Genomic DNA, 21907 nt, shown 5'->3' with positions numbered 1-21907 from the left:
ACTTAACATTATTATATTTACCATGAGAAGAAAAACCCCTTTTATGGCTGCAACTCTGGCAGCAGGCTTGTTTTTTTATTCTTCTTGTACTCCGGCTGAAAAGACGGATACAAAAGATTATACTCAATACGTTAATACCTTTATCGGTGGCGCAGACAACGGGCATACATTTCCCGGCGCATGTTATCCTTTCGGTATGATACAGACCAGCCCTGTGACGGGTGCAGTCGGTTGGCGTTACTGTTCTGAATATGTTTATGAGGATTCTCTGGTTTGGGGATTTACACAGACACATTTGAATGGAACAGGCTGTATGGATTTAGGCGATATTCTGGTGATGCCGGTCACTGGCACACGTGCCCGTGCGTGGGATGCTTATCGCAGTCATTTCCCTAAAGATAAAGAAGCGGCTACTCCGGGATATTACACTGCAGAGCTCTCTGATCCACAGGTAAAAGCAGAACTGACTGCCTCTATCCATGCTGCCCTTCACCGCTATACTTATCACAAGGCTGATTCTGCCTCTATATTGATTGACTTGCAACATGGTCCTGCATGGAGAGAAGAACAATATCATTCACAAGTCAACAGTTGTGAAGTGAACTGGGAAGATGCTCAAACACTGACAGGACATGTCAATAACACGGTATGGGTCAATCAAGATTATTTCTTTGTGATGAAATTCAACCGTCCGGTAGTCGATTCACTTTATCTTCCGATGGGCGAAACAGAAAAAGGAAAACGCATCATTGCCTCTTTTGACATGCAGCCGGGAGACGAGCTGATGATGAAAGTGGCTCTTTCCACCACCAGCATAGACGGGGCTAAAAAGAATCTGGAAGCAGAAATTCCTGCCTGGGATTTTGAAGGAGTAAGAGCTACCGCCCACAATGAATGGAATAACTATTTGAGCCGTATTGAAATAGAGGGTACCGATGATGAAAAGACAAATTTCTATACTTGTTTCTACCACGCATTGATTCAGCCTAATCAAATTTCGGACGTAGATGGTATGTATCGTAATGCCGCCGACTCTATTGTAAAAGCCGGAACTGGTGCTTTCTATTCTACATTTTCTTTGTGGGATACTTACCGTGCCGCTCATCCATTTTATACATTGGTGATTCCCGAACGTGTGGACGGTTTTGTGAATTCTCTCATCGAACAGGGTGAAGTGCAAGGCTTCCTGCCTATTTGGGGATTGTGGGGAAAAGAGAATTTCTGTATGATTGGTAATCATGGCGTATCAGTCATTGCCGAGGCTTATCGCAAAGGATTCCGTGGCTTTGACGCTGAACGTGCTTTCAATATAATAAAGAAGACGCAGACTGTATCTCATCCGTTGAAGTCTGATTGGGAGGTTTATACGAAATATGGTTATTTCCCGACAGATCTGATAAAAGCAGAATCTGTATCTTCCACTTTAGAATCTGTATATGATGATTATGCTGCTGCCGATATGGCACGTCGTATGGGTAAAGAGGAAGATGCCGCTTATTTTGCGAAACGTGCTGACTATTATAAGAATCTTTTCGATCCGGAGACGAAGTTCATGCGCCCGCGCAAGGCTGATGGGACTTGGAAAGCTCCGTTTAACCCAAGTGCATTGGCACATTCTGAAAGTGTCGGTGGAGATTATACGGAAGGAAATGCATGGCAATATACTTGGCATGTACAACATGATGTTCCAGGATTAATCCAGTTGTTTGGGGGAGAAAAAACTTTCTTGAATAAATTAGACTCATTGTTTACGGTTAAGCTAGAAGGTGAAAGTTTGGCGGATGTTACTGGATTAATCGGGCAATATGCTCATGGAAATGAGCCAAGCCATCATGTTACTTATTTGTATGCACTGGCTGGTCGTCCGGAACGTACACAGGAATTGGTTCGTGAAATATTTGATACTCAATATAAAAACAAACCCGACGGACTTTGCGGAAATGATGATTGCGGACAGATGTCTGCTTGGTATATGCTTAGTGCGATGGGATTCTATCCGGTAGATCCGGTAAGTGCGGAATATGTATTCGGTGCTCCACAGTTGCCGAAGATGACTTTACATTTGGCTGATGGCAAGACTTTCACAATTATTGCGGAGAATTTGTCGAAAGAACATAAATATGTAGATAGTATTACATTGAATGGCGAACCATATACAAAGAAAACGATCTCGCATGAAGATATTGTAAAAGGTGGTACACTGGTGTATAAGATGAAGTAATAAATTCTCAAGCATTCTCACTGCGATGAGAAAAAATACTCATCGCGGTGAGAATTATCCCTTGTCAGAGCATACGGAAACGGCGTTTTACACAGACTGAAACTACCTTTATTGCATAGTCCTACTCACCTCTATACGCTGTTTTTCAAACTTCTCATTATTGGTGTTGCGATTACTAACCTCTTTACAGCGAATAGGTGCACTCATTTCAAGCAAGCGCAAAATCTCATTTAAAGATTCACCTTCAAAAGTCGCTTTATAGGAATACTTTCCTAATTCAGCGTCTTTCAGAATAAATTCCACGTTATAAGTCTGTCCCAAACGCTTGAATACATATTCCAGCGGGTCATCTCTAAAAATGAGTATTCCATCTTTCCATGAGCACCATTTATAAGTATTGGTTTTATTGACGTTATATAAAGAAGTGGCCAGATTATAGTCAATTTTCTCTCCCGGTGAAAGGGAAATCGTCTTTTTCTGGTCAAGAGTGACTGCGACCTTTCCTTTTACTAACGTCACTGCTGCTACATGATCCGGAGCGTATGCGTTCACATTGAATGCTGTGCCGGTAGCTTCTACAGTCAGTTGTTTTGTTTTTACGATGAAGGGATGCTCTTTATCGGATTCTACTTCAAAATAGGCTTCACCCTGCATTGAAACAACTCTTTGCTTATCATTGAATTGAGTCGGATACTTTAAAGAACTTCCGGCATTTAGCCAAACCTTAGAACCGTCAGGCAGATTAACTACCGACCAAGTGCCATAAGGAGTGAATAGCTCCTGATAAGTCTCTGCAATTTGAGAAGCGGGTTTAAAATAAAGATAAGCAGATAATATCAGTAAAGGAAGAAGTAAGATAGCTGCCACTTGCTGCCAATAGTGTAGGAAGGACAACTTAGGACGAACGGAAACCGGCTGGTTTGGATGGAGAATCTGCTCCATTACTTTTCTGTGCGCACTGTCCACATCTATCTCTTCTGGATTAAAAGCCGGGTGACTGACTTCCCACACATTCTTTTGTGATAGAAAGCTCCTATAGTTTTCGGGAGTAGCTGATATCCAATCTTCCAGTATCTTAATGTCTTCTGCTGTAGCCTCTTTCGAGAGATATCTGGAGATTATAATTTCTATGTCTGAATCTTTATTTATCATATGCATTTTACCTTATATATAATAGACGTTTCAGAAAGAAAATCCCACATTCATTAGTGGAAAAGAAATAAAAAAAGTAGTAAATAAAAATCTTTTAATAAGATGCGGAGCTGCTTCAATGCTTTGCTGATACGTACTTCTACCGTTCTGACAGAGATATTCAGGCGATTGGCTATTTCCTGATATTTAATATTTTCTAATCGGCTCATCTCGAACACTTCTCTTTCTTGAGGAGGTAATTGTTCCAATGCATTTTTAAGTTGCCGGCATAAATCAGAATATAGTATGTAGTTTTCTGTCGTATCTATATCTATAGAATCCGATTTAAGTTCGTAAGCAATGTGCTCATCTATAATCCTGCGATGGCGTAATTCGTCCAGACAGTAATTCCTGACCGCTTTCAGTAAATATGATTTTAGTGAGTTCTCAATTACCAATGATTTCCGGTCATTCCATAGTTTGAGAAAGATATTTTGTACAATATCTTCACAGGTAGATTTCTCCGGAATGTAAGTACCGCCAAACAATACCAAATCTTTATAATAAGCATGGAATAGTCGGGTAAAAGCCTGTTTATCATCCAGTTTTAGTGCTATTACCAGAAAACGGTCGTCGGAAGTCTGTTGTTGGATATTCGGCATAGTATTGTAGTAAAGGTTCTATTGTCGGGGGTAAAAATAGAAAGATTATTTGGGATAAACGATAGTTTGAAGAAAAAATAATGCAGATGAAAAAATAATGCGATATCCAATGTGGCTTTTATTTTTAGAAACGTCTTATTGATAGAAACGAGAGAAAAACACATTTATTAACCTTTAAATAATACGAGCCATGAGAAAGACATAATCAGTGAATTCAGCTTCCGACAACTGATAAAAAAAGGAAGGTCTGACTCACCTTCCTTTCCAAAGATTCAGTTATTCGTTAATCAACTTATTTGTAGAACCAATAACCAAACATGTAAAGGTATGAAACTTATTTCAATTAGAAAAATGAAAAAGAGAATTAATGTACCTGCGAATGTAAAAATGGGGAGAATCTGTGCTATATGGTTGTTTTGTATAGCTTTGCAAGCTATCAGTATACCTATCTTGGCACAATCCGCCCAAATTACATTGCGACTGAAAAATGTGACTGTAGAGGAGGTCTTGACTAGTATCGAAAATCAGACAGAATATCGTTTCTTATACAACAAAGACATTGTTGATGTAAGCCGTATAGTAAGCATTACTGTGAAAAATGAACGGATGACTCTGGTGCTGGATAAACTTTTTAAAGGCGAAGGAGTATCTTATACGATTGAAAAACGTCAGATTGTATTAAACAAAGTTTCATCTCAACCACAGGATAACAAACAGCCGATCAAAGTGACCGGAAAGGTAGTGGACGAATCCGGAGAGGTTCTTCCGGGAGTGACTGTGATGATAGAAGGGGCTACTCAAGGAACCATAACCGGTATAGATGGCAATTACCAGTTGCAAGTTCCGGAAGGCTCGACACTGAAATTTACTTCAATAGGTTACACTACATATACGCAGAAAATTACCCGACCGATGACGTTGAATGTGACGATGAAAGAAGATTCGAAACAGTTGGATGAAGTTGTTGTGGTAGGGTATGGAACGACCACCCGTAAGAATCTGACAACTTCCATTGCAACGGTAAAAACGGAAAAAATATCGCGAGCCGCAACAAGTAATATGTCACAGATGTTGCTTGGGCGGGCTGCCGGACTGGAAGCTACGTTGACAAGCCCGCAACCGGGTGGAGCAGTTGACCTTTCAATTCGTGGGGCAGGTACTCCTATCTTTATAGTGGATGGCGTAATGATGCCTTCCACTTCTTTAGAGGTTGGAAACGGAAACCAGGTTATGCCCAACTCTATCAATCGTTCGGGATTGGCCGGACTTAATCCTGCTGATATTGAATCTATCGAAGTGTTAAAGGATGCATCTGCCTCCATTTATGGAATTGGTGCAGCTAATGGTGTCGTTTTAATCACTACAAAGAAAGGTACTGAAACTCGTCCCCAAATCACTTATGAAGGAAATTATTCTATCGTGAAAAACTATCCGTATCTGGAACCTTTGAGTGGGGAAGAATATATGAATGTTGCCAACATTTTCAATAAAGAAAACTATTTATTTACGAACGGTATGTATCCTTACGGTGATAAACCTTTTGATAATAAATGGGTACCTCAATTCTCACCTCAACAGATAGCTGCCGCTCAAACAACAGACTGGCTGGATTGTGTATTAAAGGATGGTAGCATCAATAATCATAATATCACAATTACGGGTGGTTCTAAACTGCTGAAATATTATCTGTCCGGAAATTATTACAAACAGGAAGGTACGGTAGAAAACTCCGCTATGGAACGTTATGCTCTTCGGACAAACATATCTTCACAATTGCTTCCATTTCTTAAGTTGACAGCAATTGTCAATGTAAATGAAAATGAATATACAAATTCAACTTCCGGTGGCGGAGGTGGTGGAAATGGGTACGATGCCATACAATCAGCATTGACTTATCCTTCTTATTTACCGATCAGAGGTGAGGACGGAAAACCTACCTTATATTCAAATTACCCTAACCCGGCCGAAATGATAAAAGTTAGTGACCGGACTAAAACAAGCGGTTATTATCTAAACTTTGCTGCCGATGTGGATATAATCAAGGATATGTTGTCCTTCCGTTTGATGTATGGCATTAATAAGGAGAATGCTAATCGTAATCTATATATTCCTTCTGATATATATTTTATGGACATGTATAAATCAAGAGGGCATTTGGGATATGTTGAACGTAGAAACCAAACTATGGAAGGCACGTTGACTTTCAAAAAGCAGTTTGGAGATTTGTTACGTGTCGATGCCGTAGTCGGTATGGGAAGGTATACGAACGATTCAAATGGTCTTGAACTTGACTACGAACAGATTAACGATCACATTGCTGCTGATAAAGTGGAAGCTGCGGAAGGCGCTTTCTACCCGACTTCTTTCAGGGCAGCCGACGAACGTCGTTCTCAATTTGCCAGGGCAAGTGTGGATGTACTCGACAGATATGTGGTTGCCGCTACTATTCGTCGCGATGGAACGGATAAGTTTTTCCCGGGAAAGAAATATGCCTATTTCCCTTCAGTATCATTGGCTTGGAAATTATCTAACGAGCCGTTTATGAAGCATATATCATGGATTGACCAGTTGAAGATTCGTAGTAGTTATGGACAGACAGGTAATGATAATCTGGGTAGTTCGCTTTATGGCACTTTCAGTCTGGCAGCCCAATATATCAAGTTCTCTAACAATTCAGTGACTTATGTGCCTTATTTGCTTAGCGGTCCTGATTACCCGAATGTTACCTGGGAAAAGACTACCATGAAAAATATAGGTATAGACTTTTCAGTCCTGAAAGATAGAATCTGGGGAAGTTTTGATATGTTCCGCAATGATGTAACCAACTTGCTGGGATATGATTCTGCCTCTCCGCTTAGTATGACATCTTCCGTCCCGATGAATTATGGACATTATGTACGTTACGGATGGGATGCGACTATTAACTCACTAAACTTTGAAATCCCCCGTGTGTTTAAGTGGACCTCACAATTGACCTTATCACATCATAATGCCGTTTGGAAAGAACGGATGCCCAACTATTATTATGAAGAATATCGAATCCGCAAGAACGAACCGGTGAATGCTTATTATTACTATGAAACGGAAGGCGTTATCAACATAGATAAAAGCAATATGCCCGAATCGCAGAAATCTTTGCCGGCAGATGCGCAACAGCCCGGTTATCCGATTATTAAGGATGCAAATGGGGATAACAAAATAACGATTGATGATGTGAAGATGCGGAATACACTTCCAAAAATTCACATAGGCTTTGGAAATACATTTGTATACAAAGATTTTGATCTGGATGTATTTATGTATGGACAATTCGGACGTACACGCTATAACTATGCATATCGTTGGGCACTTGTCGGAGATGTGTACTACACGAGTCCCAAGAATTCGAACAAATATGTATATACTATCTGGAATTCCCAAACCAATCAGAATGGAAACCGTCGTGGTATTGCTTCAACAAAGGCTGTCGCTTTACCTGGTAACGTAGGCTTTGAGGAAGATTATCAGAATGCTTCGTTCGTACGTGTCAGGAATATCACTTTAGGATACAACCTTTCAGGAAAGAAGCTGGGAAGAGTGGGTGATTATGTGAGTTCTATCAGAGTTTTTATCGACTGTCAGAACCCGTTTACTTTTACCAAGTTTGTAGGTGTCGATCCTGAAATAAAGACAGGTGGCGACGGCTCCAAAGCGGAGTATCCGATGACGAGAACATACTCCTTCGGAGCAAAAATATGTTTCTAAGAAAACCTGTAACGAAAGAAAAGATTGAAAATATGAATAAGAATAAATTATTTAAGGTGTTTGTCATGATTGCATTTATCATGTGCAGTTGTGAGGATAATTTTGATCCCAAGATGTATGGCACGTTGAATGTTTCTAATTATCCGGTGACTGAAGCCGAATACGAATCATTTATGATGACCTGCTATATGCCTTTTACGACAACATGGACCTATTGGATCGGTGCCGGAACAAGTGGCAATCAGCACGGTTGGTATATCCCTGCCGGAGGTGTACTGAAGTTCTTTGATTATCCGACAGATGAGGTGGCTGTGTGGAATAATGGTTGGGGAGGCGGATATTATTTCCTTTCTAAAGCCGATTTTAGTCAGTGTGTTTATTATACAAGCGGTACGTTAAGTGATGAAAGGCCGAACCACTTTCCGAAAGTAAGTGAGATTTCCTACTTCACCAATGTGATTGGAACACTGGAGAAAGCTTCTACCGAAGTGGTTTCCGAAGAGCGTAAAAGGGAATTTATTGCTGAAGCCCGTCTTTGTCGTGGATTGATGATGTATTATTTATTGCATGTATATGGTCCTGTTCCTTTGATTGTCGATCCGAACGATCTGATTAATCCTTCAAAACTGGAAAATCTGGTGCGTCCGACATTGCAGCAAATGACGGAGTGGATTATGGCTGATTTTGATTATGCTTATCAGTATATTGCAGATACGCAGCCGGAACAGGGACGTTACAATAAAGACTATGCACGTGTATGCATCATGCGGCATTGCCTGAATGAAGGCTATTATATGTCCGGTTATTATCAGAAAGCGATTGATATGTATAACGAGTTGAAGGGACGGTATAGTCTTTTCAAGAAAGGGGACAATCCTTATATCGAGCAATTCAAAAATGCCAATAACTTTAATTCGGAAGTGATTATGGCTGTCAGTTGTGATGAAACGGCGGATGGTACGAATAAGTCCGGCAACTTTAACCCGCTGATGATGCTTGCTACTCCCGATAATGCAGCCAGAGTGGACGATCAGGGAAATCCGACTCCTTTCTATCTGCAAGGGCAGGGATGGGGACAAACTTTCAACGTGTCTCCGAAATTTTGGGATACGTATGATCCTTCGGACAAACGTCGTGAAGTGATTCTGACCAAATATTATACGACTGCAGGAACCTGGATTGACCGGAATACTACTACATGGGACGGTTTTATCATTAATAAATTCCCGGTGGAAACAGCTACGGCTTTTCAGGGGACTGATATACCGTTAGCTCGTTGGGCAGATGTATTACTCATGTATGCGGAAGCCGAAGTACGTAAAAACAATGCGGCTCCGTCCGCTGACGCTATTGCTGCGGTCAATGAGGTGCGTAAGCGTGCCGGACTGGGAGATCTTCCGTCATCGGCAACAGCGAATGTTGACGCTTTCCTGGATGCTTTACTTACGGAAAGAGGACATGAAATGTTGTATGAAGGGATGCGTAAAATAGATCTCATCCGTTTTAATCAGTATGCGCAGCGTACAGCGAAGATCAAAGGAGTGGCTCCTACACATCAATATGTGCCTATTCCTAATTATGCGGTTCAACAAGCTTCGGAATCTTATGGAAAAGTGTTGGTACAGACATTTGAACGTGAGGGATGGAAAGCGGATCTTGCGGCAGCTCGCAATTAATGTCATCATTCATTATTGTTAAACTAGAGATCTTAAGAAAAATGAAAAAGATATACGTATTATTCATGTCGTCGTTATTGCTCCTTTCGTGTGCAAAAGATGATGTTAGTAAGCCAAGTGAATGGCCGGAATGGCCTACACCTTCAAAACCTAAAATAGAAAATGCCGTATTGCGGGGAGTGAATGGTGAAACGGTTGTGGCGGCTGGTGATAAAGTGAAGTTCACTGCACAAGTAAGTGATGAATATAATGATTTGGTTTCATTCCAATTATTAGTGACAATGGATGGAGCCGAAATCTTGAATTTGTCTAAAGGATTGAGCGGACGTTCTGCGGTTATTGAAGAGGAAGCTACTTTACCTTTTGTTGCCGGTTTCCAGAATGGACGTCCTGTGGTGACTATAAAAGCTGTAAACGATTTAGGTGGCAATGAATCGACTCTGACTTTGGATGAGGCCGCAAGTGTGGCGGTGACCCGTCCGGAAACACCTTCCCAATTATACCTTGTTGATGATTTGGGAAATGTGTATGAAATGGACAAGGAGAGTCAGAATGAAACGGATTATAGTTTCCGGACGAGTGCGGCGGATTTGGCAGGGATTGGCGACCATTTTAAAGTTGCCGAAAAGATAATAAATAATAAACCTGATTATTCCGGTTTGGTATGGGGATATTCAGACAATAAGATCGCGATTGTGACTGATGATGCAGCTACTTCGATTCCGACTCCTAAGGTAGGGAGTTATACATTGGAGAATATCACTTTTGATATGTTGAGCTTTCTGGCTGATAAGACTTTGACATACAGCATTGATATTGATAAGTCCCGCTTCTTTGATGTGGGAGGAGGATATGTCCAGTTGGATGTTCAGTTGGTAGAAAGTGCCAAGATTAATTTTATAGGTTTTGGTAGTGATGTCACCAATATGCTCCGGCCGGAATTCTTTAAAGATGTTTCAGGGAGCAAAGCAAAATTCGATGGTCCGTCGGTACTTTATAACTTGAAATATAATACATCAAATGGTTTCATGTATATGGAACGTCCGCGGGATGTTTTTTATCCGGAGGTGATGTATATTCTCGGTACTGGAGTCGGATTTCCACGCGAACCTTATGTGGCTACGCTTGCTTGGGACTTCGCATATCCTCACCAATGGTTCTTCTTTAAAAAGGTCGGTGCAAGTGCCTTTGAAGCAGTCGTTTACATTGACCAAACTATGGGATTTAAGTTCTATCGGGGATATGGTTGGGCGCAAGAGGAGGACACGAAGAATCTATATACGGTTGAGCCTGCTAACCTGATAACGAGAAACGCTCCCGGTGATTTGATTCCCGGTCCTGATTTTAAAGCCGGACTTTATACAATACATATTGATAAAGCCAGTGAAGTGATACGATTGACTCCTTACAATTAAGAGGGGGGCATGATTAATAGTCTTTAATTTAATATTCAATAGAATTATGTATATATCAATGAAAACATATAGTAAGAAATTTCTGGTTACGTTCTTTTTCTCGATGTTGCCAATGTTATTAATGTCTTGTTCGATGGATCCGGAGAAAGCCTCTTTTTCTATTTCCGGGAATTTGGAGAAGTTACAGATCGGTAATGACGGTTTTACGGAGGTCTATTCGATAAAATCTAATACGGAATGGAAATTTGTAAACGAGACGGATCAGTCTTGGGTTACCGTCTCACCGGCCAAAGGAAGTGGAAACGGAACTGTGACAATTACTGCAAATGCAAATACAGGAACCGGACGTACGGCTGTATTCCGCGTGGTACCTAATGGAGTAAAGACACAAGAAATTGAGATCATTCAGGGTAATTCTTATATCCCTACAACTGATGGAGAATTCCCGATTATAGCATGGACCGGAGTGGAAGCAGACAAGTCGCTGGAGAAATTTCCGGTGATGAAAGCATCCGGCATTAATATTTATCTGGGATGGTACGATGATTTGGAAACAACATTGAAGGTGCTTGACGCCGCACAGAAGACCGGAGTGAAAATGATAACTTCTTGTAAGGATCTCTTGTCTGTTGCTACTGCCGAAGAGGTTGTAAAAGCGATGATGAATCATCCGGCTTTGTATGCCTATCATTTGAAGGATGAACCGGAAGTGAATGATTTGCCGGGTTTGGGTGAATTGGTGAAGAAAATTAAAACCATCGACAGCCATCATCCTTGTTATATCAATTTGTACCCCAATTGGGCATGGGGGAAAGAACTTTATTCTGAAAATGTAAAGTCGTTTATAGAACAAGTCCCTGTTCCGTTTATTTCGTTTGACAATTATCCTATTGTATCTATAAATGGTGCTCCCAGCATTGTCCGTCCGGACTGGTATCGGAATCTGGAAGAAATATCGGCTGCTGCTAAAGAGAATAATAAGCCGTTCTGGGCATTTGCACTTGCACTTTCCCATAAACTTGATGAAACTCATTTTTATAAGATACCGACATTGCCTGAGTTGAGATTACAAGTTTTCAGTGATTTGGCTTATGGTGCGCAGGCAATCCAGTATTTTACCTATCGCGGACTTCAACATGATGATCCGACTGAAGTGTATGATTTGGTCAAGACTGTTAATCAGGAAGTACAGCAACTTGCGGGTATATTCTTGGGAGCACAGGTTATTTCAGTATCTCACACCGGAAGTGAAATACCTGAAGGCACGAAGGCTTTGGGAAGTCTGCCGACTCCTATAAAATCATTGACTACGAGTGATACAGGTGCTGTTGTCTCTGTCCTGGAGAAAGGTGGTAATCAATATCTTGTGGTAGTAAATAGAGATTTTCGTAATGTGATGAACCTGTCTATCGATGTGGATAGTTCTGTTAGTAGAGTGTTGAAAAATGGTTCAACGACTACTCCGGACGGCTCTACGATAGCAGTCGAACCGGGTGATATGGTAATATTTACGTGGAGAAAATAAAAAGATTTTTAATTTGATAAAGTAAAACGATTATATGAAAAAGATATTACTTTCCTTTTTTATTGGTGTTATGTTGATTGCCTGCAACCAGAAAACTGTCTCTGTTCGTGAGGTCTGGACGAAAGAGCAGGCTAATGAGTGGTATAAACAATGGGGATGGCTTCGTGGATGCGATTTTATTCCAAGCACGGCAATCAACCAAATGGAGATGTGGCAGGCAGATACTTTTGATCCGGTGACTATTGATCGTGAACTGGGTTGGGCGGAAGAAATAGGCATGAACTGTATGCGCGTATATTTGCATCACCTGGTTTGGGAAACAGATAAGGAAGGCTTTAAGAAACGTATCAATGAATACCTTACTATTGCCGACAAGCATCATATCTCTACCATCTTCGTCTTCCTGGATGATTGTTGGAATCCTGTATATCAGGCTGGCAAACAGCCGGAACCACAGCCGGGAGTACACAATTCGGGATGGGCACGTGACCCGGGTGATCTGTATTATAAAGGCGATACGGCAGTGATACTTCCGGTATTGGAAAGCTATGTGAAAGATATCCTGATTACCTTTAAGGATGATAAGAGAATCGTATTATGGGACTTATATAATGAACCCGGAGGTTCGGGAGGATATAGATACGGTGAAAGAAGTTTGCCGTTATTGCAGAAGATATTTACGTGGGGACGAACGGTGAATCCGTCACAACCTCTGTCGGCCGGAGTTTGGGATATGAGCCTGACTAATCTGAATAAGTTCCAATTGGAAAATTCGGATGTGATAACATACCACACGTATGAAGGCGTGAATTCGCATCAGCAACTCATTGATACATTGAAGCAATACGGTCGCCCGATGATTTGTACAGAATATATGGCACGTACTCAAAATAGTACTTTCCAGGATATTATGCCAATGCTGAAGAGAGAAAATATCGGTGCAATCAACTGGGGACTTGTAGCTGGAAAAACAAATACGATCTTTGCATGGGACACTCCATTGCCTGATGTTGTTGAACCTCCATTGTGGTTCCACGATATATTCCGTAGTGATGGAACCCCTTATTCGACAGAAGAAGTGGAATGTATTCGTTCATTAACTAAATAATTCCCTTATGATAACTATGAGGAATATATGGATAATGATGTTGGGGATATGCCTGTTTGGTTGCGGGGCTGGTAAACAGCCCCCTTCCTCACAGCTATCCTTAACATGGAAACTGGAAAAAGATAGTGTGGAAGCCAGATATTTTAAGAATACATTCTGCCTGACGAATAATGGGAATAAATCCTTGACTAATAATTGGGTGATCTATTTTAATCAGACACCTATTTATTATCAGCAACCTATTAATGCACCGCTGGAAATTGAATGTTTGGGTTCGACTTACTATAAAATGTACCCCACTGAACACTACCAGGCATTGCCACCGGGTGAAACAATCACTTTTACCATATTGAGTGAAGGAAATGTGATTAATGTGTCCTCGGTTCCTGAAGGGGCCTATGTGATAACTACCGATGAAAAAGGAAAACCGTTACAACCGCAAAATGTCCCCATTGAGATCGAGCTTTTTAAGCCCGATACCCAATGGGTTAGCTCGAGGAATAGCTTTCCCTATGCAGATGGGAATTATTTCTATAAGCAGAATGATGATTTCAGCAAACCGGTAGATTGTGATATGCTTTCTCTTTTTCCTGCTCCTAAAAAAGTGGAAAAGACGGGCGGGGTTTCTTCTTTCTCTCAAAAAGTCTGTCTGAAGTTTGATGATGCGTTTAAAGAGGAAGCTCTTTTATTGAAAAGTCAATTGACTTCATTATTAAGATGTAGCGTTTCCGATAAGGATGAAGAAACAATCATTGAATTGAAGAAAATGGAGGTTCCTATTACCTGTCAATATCCCGATGAATATTACGAAATCGTGATAAAGAATAACCGGTTGACTTTGAAAGCTAGTGATACACATGGCATATTTAATGCTTGTCAAACATTGCTTGCCTTATTAGATAACATGGAACTAACTTCTTCTCCGCTACCTAATCTTCATATTACCGATTATCCGGACATGGGGCATCGGGGAATTATGTTGGATGTAGCCCGCAACTTTACAAAGAAAGCGGATCTGCTGAAACTGATCGATATATTATCATTCTATAAGATGAATGTACTGCATTTGCATTTGAGTGACGATGAGGCCTGGCGTGTGGAAATACCCGGATTGGAGGAATTGACAGAAATAGCTTCTCGCAGAGGACATACCATAGATGAACAGACATGTCTTTATCCTGCGTATGCCTGGGGATGGAATGAGACAGATACTACTTCATTGGCCAATGGATATTATTCTCGCAGTGACTTCATGGATATTCTGAAATATGCGAAAGAAAGGCATATCAGAGTTATTCCCGAAATAGACATTCCCGGACATTCCCGGGCAGCGATTAAAGCCATGAATGCCCGTTATCAGAAATATATAGATACAGACCAATCGAAAGCGGAAGAATATCTTTTGACTGACTTTGCAGATACTTCCCAATATCTGTCTGCACAAAATTTTACAGACAATGTGATTAATGTTGCCATGCCTTCCACTTATCATTTTCTTGAAAAAGTGATTGACGAAATCGTACGGATGTATCAGGATGCAGGAGTAGAACTGACTGCTTTCCATGTGGGTGGAGATGAAGTGCCGGAAGGTATTTGGGAAGGTTCTTCTATCTGCCGCACTTTTATGCAAGAGAACGGACTGACTAAGATACGGGATCTGAAGGATTATTTTCTGGAACAAATATTGGAAATGCTGGACAAACGTAACATACAGGCAGTCGGATGGCAGGACATTGTTATGAATCCTGATAATACCGTTAACGAACATTTCAAAAACAGTAAGGTCTTAAATTATTGTTGGAACACTATTCCGGAGCAGGGTGGGGATGAAGTACCGTATAAGCTAGCTAATGCGGGCTACCCGATTATACTCTGTAATGTGGGTAACTTCTATTTGGATATGGCCTATTGCTATCATGTGGAGGAACCGGGATTGCGTTGGGGCGGTTATGTGGATGAATATGTGACGTTTGATATGTTGCCTTTTGATATTTATAAGTCTTTACGACGGAATTTGAAAGGTGAACCTGTTGATGTGAAAGCTGCTTCAAACGGAAAACAACCCTTGACAAAGGAAGGTTATCAGAATATCAAAGGTCTATCCGGACAAATATGGTCGGAAACAATCCGTAGTTTTGAACAGGTAGAATATTATCTTTTCCCAAAAGTCTTCGGATTGGCAGAACGTGCTTGGAATGTTCAACCATCGTGGGCATTATCTCCGGACGGCAAAGTATATATGGATGCCAAACGGAAATACAATGCCGGTATTATAGATTATGAGTTGCCACGTTTGGCAAAGCGAGGAATAAATTTCCGGGTGTCTCCTCCCGGTATTATGACAAGGGATGGATTACTACTGGCTAATACTGCCATTCCCAATGCGGTAATCCGGTACACAACCGATGGAAGTGAGCCTACGGAAAGTTCCATAGAATGGCAAACTCCGGTAGTATGCAATGCTCCACTGATAAAAGCAAAGGCTTTCTATCTAGGAAAAGAGAGTGTAACTACCGTATTGTTTAATAGATGATATATAAATAAAAAGCTATTTTAATAATGTTAGAATAGCTTTTTATTTATGCATTTATGAAATTTTACATATTAAGGGGCTGCTGAAATTCTAGCTCTTCTTTACAATATTCAACAAATTTAAAACTGGAAATATGACTATTAATATTAATTGATGGTTGAAATATGAATACATTTTCGACTTGCGTTTTAATTAATTTTTTCATATTTTTGCAGAGTATTTTTTGAATATTAGTGAAAGACATGAGTAATTTTGTAAAAATGAGAGGATTCTTTTTGTTTGTGTTTCTTCTCATTAATTGTACTGTAAGCAAGGGACAGATTTATAAGTACATAGGACTGGAAGACGGGTTGAATAATCAGAAAATATACCATATCCAAAAAGACCGACGGGGGTATATGTGGTTTCTGACTCAAGAAGGGATAGACCGTTATGATGGCAAACATATCAAGCATTACAACTTTTCAGACGATAACATGACGTTGGATTCACGGATTGCCTTGAATTGGCTTTATATGGACAACAGAAATGTATTATGGGTAATTGGTCAGAAAGGTCGTATTTTTAGGTATGATTCGCAGCATGACAAGTTTGAACTGGCTTATGTACATCCGGAGCTGATCAGAAATAAGTCGCAAGCATTTCTGAATTATGGTTATTTGGACAAGAATGACCGTATATGGTTGTGCTGTAAAGATAGCATTACCTGGTATGATACCCATACCGGGACAGTGTTAAATATGTCGGTGCCGGTCAACGGCGAAATAACTACCATTGAACAGACAGATGGTAATCATTTTTTTATAGGTACGGGAAGTGGTTTATTTCGTGCCGGAATAGAAGAGGGGAAGTTAAGGCTGGTTCCTGATGAAGCGGTGGAAAGCATCGCTCCGGTACATGAACTTTATTACCATGCTGTTTCAAAACAGTTATTTGTGGGAAACTATAAAGAGGGAATACTTATATATGACATGGGGGGAACAGGAAAAATCATCTCTTGTCAATTCCCCAATCATGTAGAGATTAACCAGATTGCTGCTTTAAACGCTCATGAACTTCTAGTGGCTACTGGGGGAAGAGGTGTATATAAGCTGGATGTGAATACATACATGAGTGAACCCTATATAACAGCTGATTATGGCAGTTATAACGGGATGAATGGAAATAATATTAATGATGTCTATGTGGATGAAGAAGATCGCATCTGGCTCGCAAATTATCCCACCGGCATTACAATCCGTAACAACCGTTATGGAAGTTATGACCTGATAAGACATTCTCTTGGTAATACCCGGTCACTGGTGAACGATCAGGTTCATGATGTGGTGGAGGATAGTGACGGTGACCTCTGGTTTGCAACCAGTAACGGTATCAGTTTCTATCAGACTGATACAAAAGAATGGCGTTCCTTCTTTAGTTCCTTTGATCCGGTACCGAATGATGAGAATCACATTTTTTTAGCGCTGTGTGAAGTCTCTCCCGGTGTAATGTGGGCTGGTGGTTATACATCGGGTATTTACAAGATAGAGAAGAAGAAAGGGTTTAAGGTAACTTATCTTTCTCCTGCTGCCATTGCAGGAGTACGTCCCGATCAATATATTTATGACATTAAAAAAGATTCGGGAGGTGATATCTGGTCCGGTGGATATTATCATCTGAAGCGTATCAATCTTGAGACTAAAAATGTGCGTTTATATCCGGGAGTAAGTTCTATTACTACCATTCAGGAGAAGGATGACCGGCTGATGTGGATTGGTACGCGAATGGGACTCTACCTGCTTGATAAAGAATCCGGAATTTACCGGTATATTGATCTGCCTGTTGAATCTCCCTATATATGTGCATTATACCAGAGAGAAGACGGTATCTTGTATATCGGTACCCGTGGAGCCGGACTCCTTGTTTATGACATTAATAAGAAAAAGTTTATCCATCAATATCGTACTGATAACTGTGCGTTGATTTCCGACAATATTTATACAATTCTTCCGCGTCAGGACGAGAGTCTTCTGATGGGTACGGAGACCGGTATTACAATCTATTCTCCCCAGAAACATTCTTTTCGTAACTGGACACGTGAACAAGGATTGATGAGTGTCAGTTTTAATGCAGGTTCTGCCACGACCTGCAATAAAAGCATGCTTGTTTTCGGTGGTAATGATGGTGCTGTTAAATTTCCGACAGACATACAGATACCGGAACCGCATTATTCACGTTTGTTGCTGCGCGATTTTATGATAGCTTATCATCCCGTTTACCCGGGTGATGACGGATCTCCTTTGAAAAAGGACATTGACGAAACTGACCGGCTGGAACTAGCCTACGGACAAAATACTTTTTCCCTTGATGTAGCTTCCATTAATTATGATTATCCTTCCAACATTCTTTATTCATGGAAGATTGACGGTTATCATAAAGAGTGGAGCCGTCCGAGTCAGGATAACCGGATTCTTGTCAGAAATCTGCCTCCTGGCAGTTATACGTTACAAATTCGTGCCATATCCAATGAAGAGAAGTATAAGACCTATGAGACTAGGAACATTCAGATCGTTATAACCCCTCCAGTATGGGCCAGTTTGTGGGCTATGGTGGGATATGCAATTCTGTTGGTATTGGTTATGATTATCATCTTTCGTATCATCATGTTGCAAAAGCAGAAGAAAGTGTCGGATGAGAAGACACGGTTCTTCATTAATACGGCTCATGACATACGTACGCCGCTTACGTTGATAAAAGCTCCGCTGGAGGAAGTCATAGAAAATCGTATGGTGACCGAACAGGCGTTACCCCATATGAATATGGCTCTTAAGAATGTAAATACATTGCTTCAGCTGACAACGAACTTGATAAATTTCGAACGGATAGATGTCTATTCATCCACTCTTTATGTTTCCGAGTATGAGCTGAATACTTTTATGAATGATGTTTGTGCTGCTTTTCGCAAATATGCTGAAATGAAACATGTCAGGTTTGTTTATGAAAGCAATTTTGACTATCTGAATGTGTGGTTTGATAGTGACAAGATGGGATCTATTCTGAAAAATATCTTGTCGAATGCATTGAAGTATACACCTGAAGAAGGTAGTGTCTGCATTTCCGCTTGTGAGGAAGGAAACACGTGGAGCATTGAGGTGAAAGATACGGGAATTGGTATTCCTTCGTGCGAACAGAAGAAATTGTTCAGGAACTGTTTTAGAGGTAGCAATGTTGTCAATCTAAAAGTGACAGGTAGCGGAATAGGGCTGATGTTGGTATACAAACTAGTCAAATTACATAAAGGCAAGATTCAGATTCAGAGCAATGAACAACAAGGCACTTGTGTACGAGTTACTTTCCCGAAAGGAAATAGCCATCTTCATAAAGCTAAATTTATTTCTCCCAAGCTGCCGGATGAACGTCCGGAGACTATCATACCGGGTAGTATTTCTGATTTGCCGGCTATGGAGATATCCCAGATAAACAGTTCCTTACAACGTATCCTGATAGTGGAGGATAATGATGATTTGCGTAATTATCTGGTGGATATGCTGAAGACGAGTTATAATATTCAGGCTTGTCCGAATGGGAAGGATGCACTTATCATAATCAGGGAATTTAATCCGGATTTTGTTATATCCGATATAATGATGCCTGAAATGAGCGGAGATGAACTTTGTTCAGCGATAAAAGGGGATCTTGAGATGTCTCATATTCCGGTCGTTTTGCTGACAGCACTGGGAGATGAGAAGAATATGCTCGAAGGGCTGGAAATCGGAGCGGATGCTTATATCACTAAGCCTTTCAGTGTAGGAATACTCAAGGCAACGATTAAGAATTTACTGGCGAATCGTGCTTTGCTCCGTCAGGTTTATAATAGTATCGAAGAGGAAGAACAGAGTTTTCCGGTTAATTGTACTAATACTCTGGACTGGAAATTTATAGCTTCGGTCAAGGAATGTATAGAGAAGAACATGGGGGATCCGGATTTTAATGTAGAAATGCTTAGTAGTCGCCATCACATGAGTCGTACGAGTTTCTTTAATAAATTAAAGGTCTTGACAGGTTATGCACCAGCCGATTATATCCGGATGATACGTTTGCAACATGCTGCACAATTGCTAAAGCAGGGCGAATATACAATAGCAGAAATTACCGATATGGTCGGGTTCTCGGATGCGAAATATTTCCGTGAGGTATTTAAAAAATATTATGGTGTAAGTCCGAGCAAGTATGGAGAGTCGGAAAAGACAGGAGCTTCTCCGGCAGTTAATCTTCCAAGTAAGACTGATTAGCAAAAAGCCCTGTAAGAATGATTGCTTCTCACAGGGCTTATTTGTATGGAAAGAGTATTTTTTATAATAATTTGTTGGAGCCAAGTATGATCAACATGGTATATCCCAATATCAGTCCGATTAACCCCATGATTATTCCGACTTTTTCCATATCCTTTTGCTGAATCATGCCTGTGGCATGTGCCAATGCGTTGGGAGGAGTACTGATAGGCAATATCATTGCTAATGATGAACCGATTGCCACTCCAATCAATAAAGTCTCTACTCCACCTAAGGAAGATAGGTTCTCACGCATGCTGCTTCCTGCAATGGCTAGGATGGGGACGAGCAATGCGGCAGTAGCTGTATGTGAGATGAAATTGGCCATAGCATAACAAATAAGTCCGGAGCCGACAATCATTAATACAGGAGGCCATGTGTTGAATGGGATAGCTTCGATCATATGTTTCGCCAGTCCGGTTTCCTGTAAAGCAACGCCCAGAGCGAAGCCGCCGGCTACCATCCAAAGTACGCTCCAACTGATTTCTTCCAGATCGCGTTTGGTGATGACTCCCGTTATACAGAAAACGGCTACCGGAATCATAGCTACTACATTAGAATTTACTCCCGTCACCTTGTCAAACATCCAAAGTATGACTGTGATAGCAAAAGTGATATAAACCACAATGGAACGCCAGTCTTTTTTGGCTTCACCTTCAATTTGTAATTCAATATTTTTTTGTTTAAAGGGAAACAATCGTAAAAGTATGAACCAAGCGATAAACAATACAATAATAGTATAGGGTAACATAAAACTCATCCATTCTCCGAAACCGATATTCAGGTTCAGTCCCTCCGGATCATTCAGGTATTTTAAGGCAATTGCGTTGGGCGGTGTGCCGATAGGAGTTCCCATGCCACCTACATTAGCAGCTACAGGAATAGCCATAGCCAGACCGATTTTTCCTTTACCGTCTGCAGGAAGTACTTTTAATACAGGAGTTAGGAAAGTGAGCATCATGGCAGCTGTAGCCGTATTGCTGAGGAACATTGAGAATACAGCTGTAACAAGAATGAATCCTAATAGTACATAGCGTGATTGGGTTCCGAAAGGTCTTAGCATGACGCGTGCCAATAATACGTCCAATCCGCTTTTAGTTGCTGCGATGGCAAGTATGAACCCACCAATAAATAACATAATGATTGGATCGGCAAAGCAATGCATAATGGATTTATATTTGACTGTCTGTCCCAATTCTTCTGTTGAGATTCCTTGAGTAAGGAACCATAAGCTGCTGTCGGAAACGGTGAGTAACAATAAAACGACAATCAATACGGAAGTGGTCCATGCAGGGACAGCCTCGAATACCCACATAAGTGTGGCAAAAATAAAGATAGAAATAAGTCTTTGTTCTATAACGGTTAACCCTTCTATACCAAATGTGTCAATTGGGAGGAGCCATAAAATAAGGGAAAGGGTAATAGCTACGGTTAACTTTATACATCTGGCCACTGTCTGATTTTTTGCCAACCGTTTGGCTTTCTTTAAATCCTGATAAGCTTCCACTAGATGAAAGCCGTGAAAAATCTTGTACATAATACTAGTTTAAGATAAAATTAAAAAACGGTGCAAAAATAACTT

The 21907-nt window shown here is 40.7% G+C and carries 11 protein-coding genes; 8 read left to right on the top strand and 3 right to left on the bottom strand.

The features are described 5' to 3' along the window. Nucleotides 1-22 precede the first annotated feature (22 nt). Complete coding sequence (locus tag BSCG_RS26945; RefSeq protein ID WP_008774551.1) at nt 23-2221, top strand: GH92 family glycosyl hydrolase; 2199 nt, start codon at nt 23-25, stop codon at nt 2219-2221. A 108-nt stretch (nt 2222-2329) separates the two neighbouring features. Here BSCG_RS26945 and BSCG_RS26950 read toward each other — a convergent pair whose 3' ends face one another. Both BSCG_RS26950 and BSCG_RS26955 read right to left on the bottom strand, forming a co-directional pair. Continuing rightward, the gene (locus BSCG_RS26950; RefSeq protein ID WP_008774550.1) at nt 2330-3373 is read right to left on the bottom strand and encodes a FecR family protein; all 1044 of its coding nucleotides are present in this window, start codon (nt 3371-3373) and stop codon (nt 2330-2332) included. A gap of 53 nt (nt 3374-3426) precedes the next feature. Continuing rightward, entirely contained in the window at nt 3427-4014 is a 588-nt protein-coding gene (locus BSCG_RS26955; protein ID WP_008774549.1) for an RNA polymerase sigma-70 factor, read from the bottom strand. 327 nt (nt 4015-4341) lie between these two features. Here BSCG_RS26955 and BSCG_RS26960 point away from each other — a divergent pair, with 327 nt between their 5' ends. From BSCG_RS26960 to BSCG_RS26990, 7 genes are all read left to right on the top strand, one after another. Then, nucleotides 4342-7758 carry a SusC/RagA family TonB-linked outer membrane protein gene (locus BSCG_RS26960; protein ID WP_008774547.1) on the top strand — a complete coding sequence of 1139 codons (3417 nt, stop codon included), beginning with the start codon at nt 4342-4344 and terminating at the stop codon, nt 7756-7758. A gap of 32 nt (nt 7759-7790) precedes the next feature. Then, entirely contained in the window at nt 7791-9434 is a 1644-nt protein-coding gene (locus BSCG_RS26965) for a RagB/SusD family nutrient uptake outer membrane protein (protein ID WP_008774546.1), read from the top strand. After that, the gene (locus BSCG_RS26970) at nt 9434-10849 is read left to right on the top strand and encodes a DUF5125 domain-containing protein (protein WP_008774545.1); all 1416 of its coding nucleotides are present in this window, start codon (nt 9434-9436) and stop codon (nt 10847-10849) included. The genes BSCG_RS26965 and BSCG_RS26970 overlap by 1 nt, the downstream gene beginning before the upstream one ends. 46 nt (nt 10850-10895) lie before the next feature. Then, entirely contained in the window at nt 10896-12374 is a 1479-nt protein-coding gene (locus tag BSCG_RS26975; RefSeq protein WP_032849253.1) for a BACON domain-containing protein, read from the top strand. A gap of 34 nt (nt 12375-12408) precedes the next feature. Continuing rightward, nucleotides 12409-13482: a cellulase family glycosylhydrolase gene (locus BSCG_RS26980; protein ID WP_008774543.1), complete on the top strand. Its 1074-nt coding sequence runs from the start codon at nt 12409-12411 to the stop codon at nt 13480-13482. Between the two features lie 7 nt (nt 13483-13489). After that, nucleotides 13490-16015, top strand: coding sequence for a family 20 glycosylhydrolase (locus BSCG_RS26985; protein WP_008774542.1), 2526 nt, complete (start codon nt 13490-13492; stop codon nt 16013-16015). A 242-nt stretch (nt 16016-16257) separates the two neighbouring features. Beyond that, nucleotides 16258-20286 carry a hybrid sensor histidine kinase/response regulator transcription factor gene (locus BSCG_RS26990; protein ID WP_032849252.1) on the top strand — a complete coding sequence of 1343 codons (4029 nt, stop codon included), beginning with the start codon at nt 16258-16260 and terminating at the stop codon, nt 20284-20286. A 61-nt stretch (nt 20287-20347) separates the two neighbouring features. Here the strand turns inward: BSCG_RS26990 and BSCG_RS26995 are convergent, their stop codons facing one another. Then, nucleotides 20348-21862 (bottom strand): SLC13 family permease, encoded by a 1515-nt coding sequence (locus BSCG_RS26995; protein WP_008774540.1) that lies wholly within the window; start codon nt 21860-21862, stop codon nt 20348-20350. Nucleotides 21863-21907: the final 45 nt, after the last annotated feature.

The sequence above is a fragment of the Bacteroides sp. 2_2_4 genome (genome assembly GCF_000157055.1).
GTDB lineage: Bacteria > Bacteroidota > Bacteroidia > Bacteroidales > Bacteroidaceae > Bacteroides > Bacteroides ovatus.
This window is presented reverse-complemented; position numbering and strand designations above follow the sequence as displayed.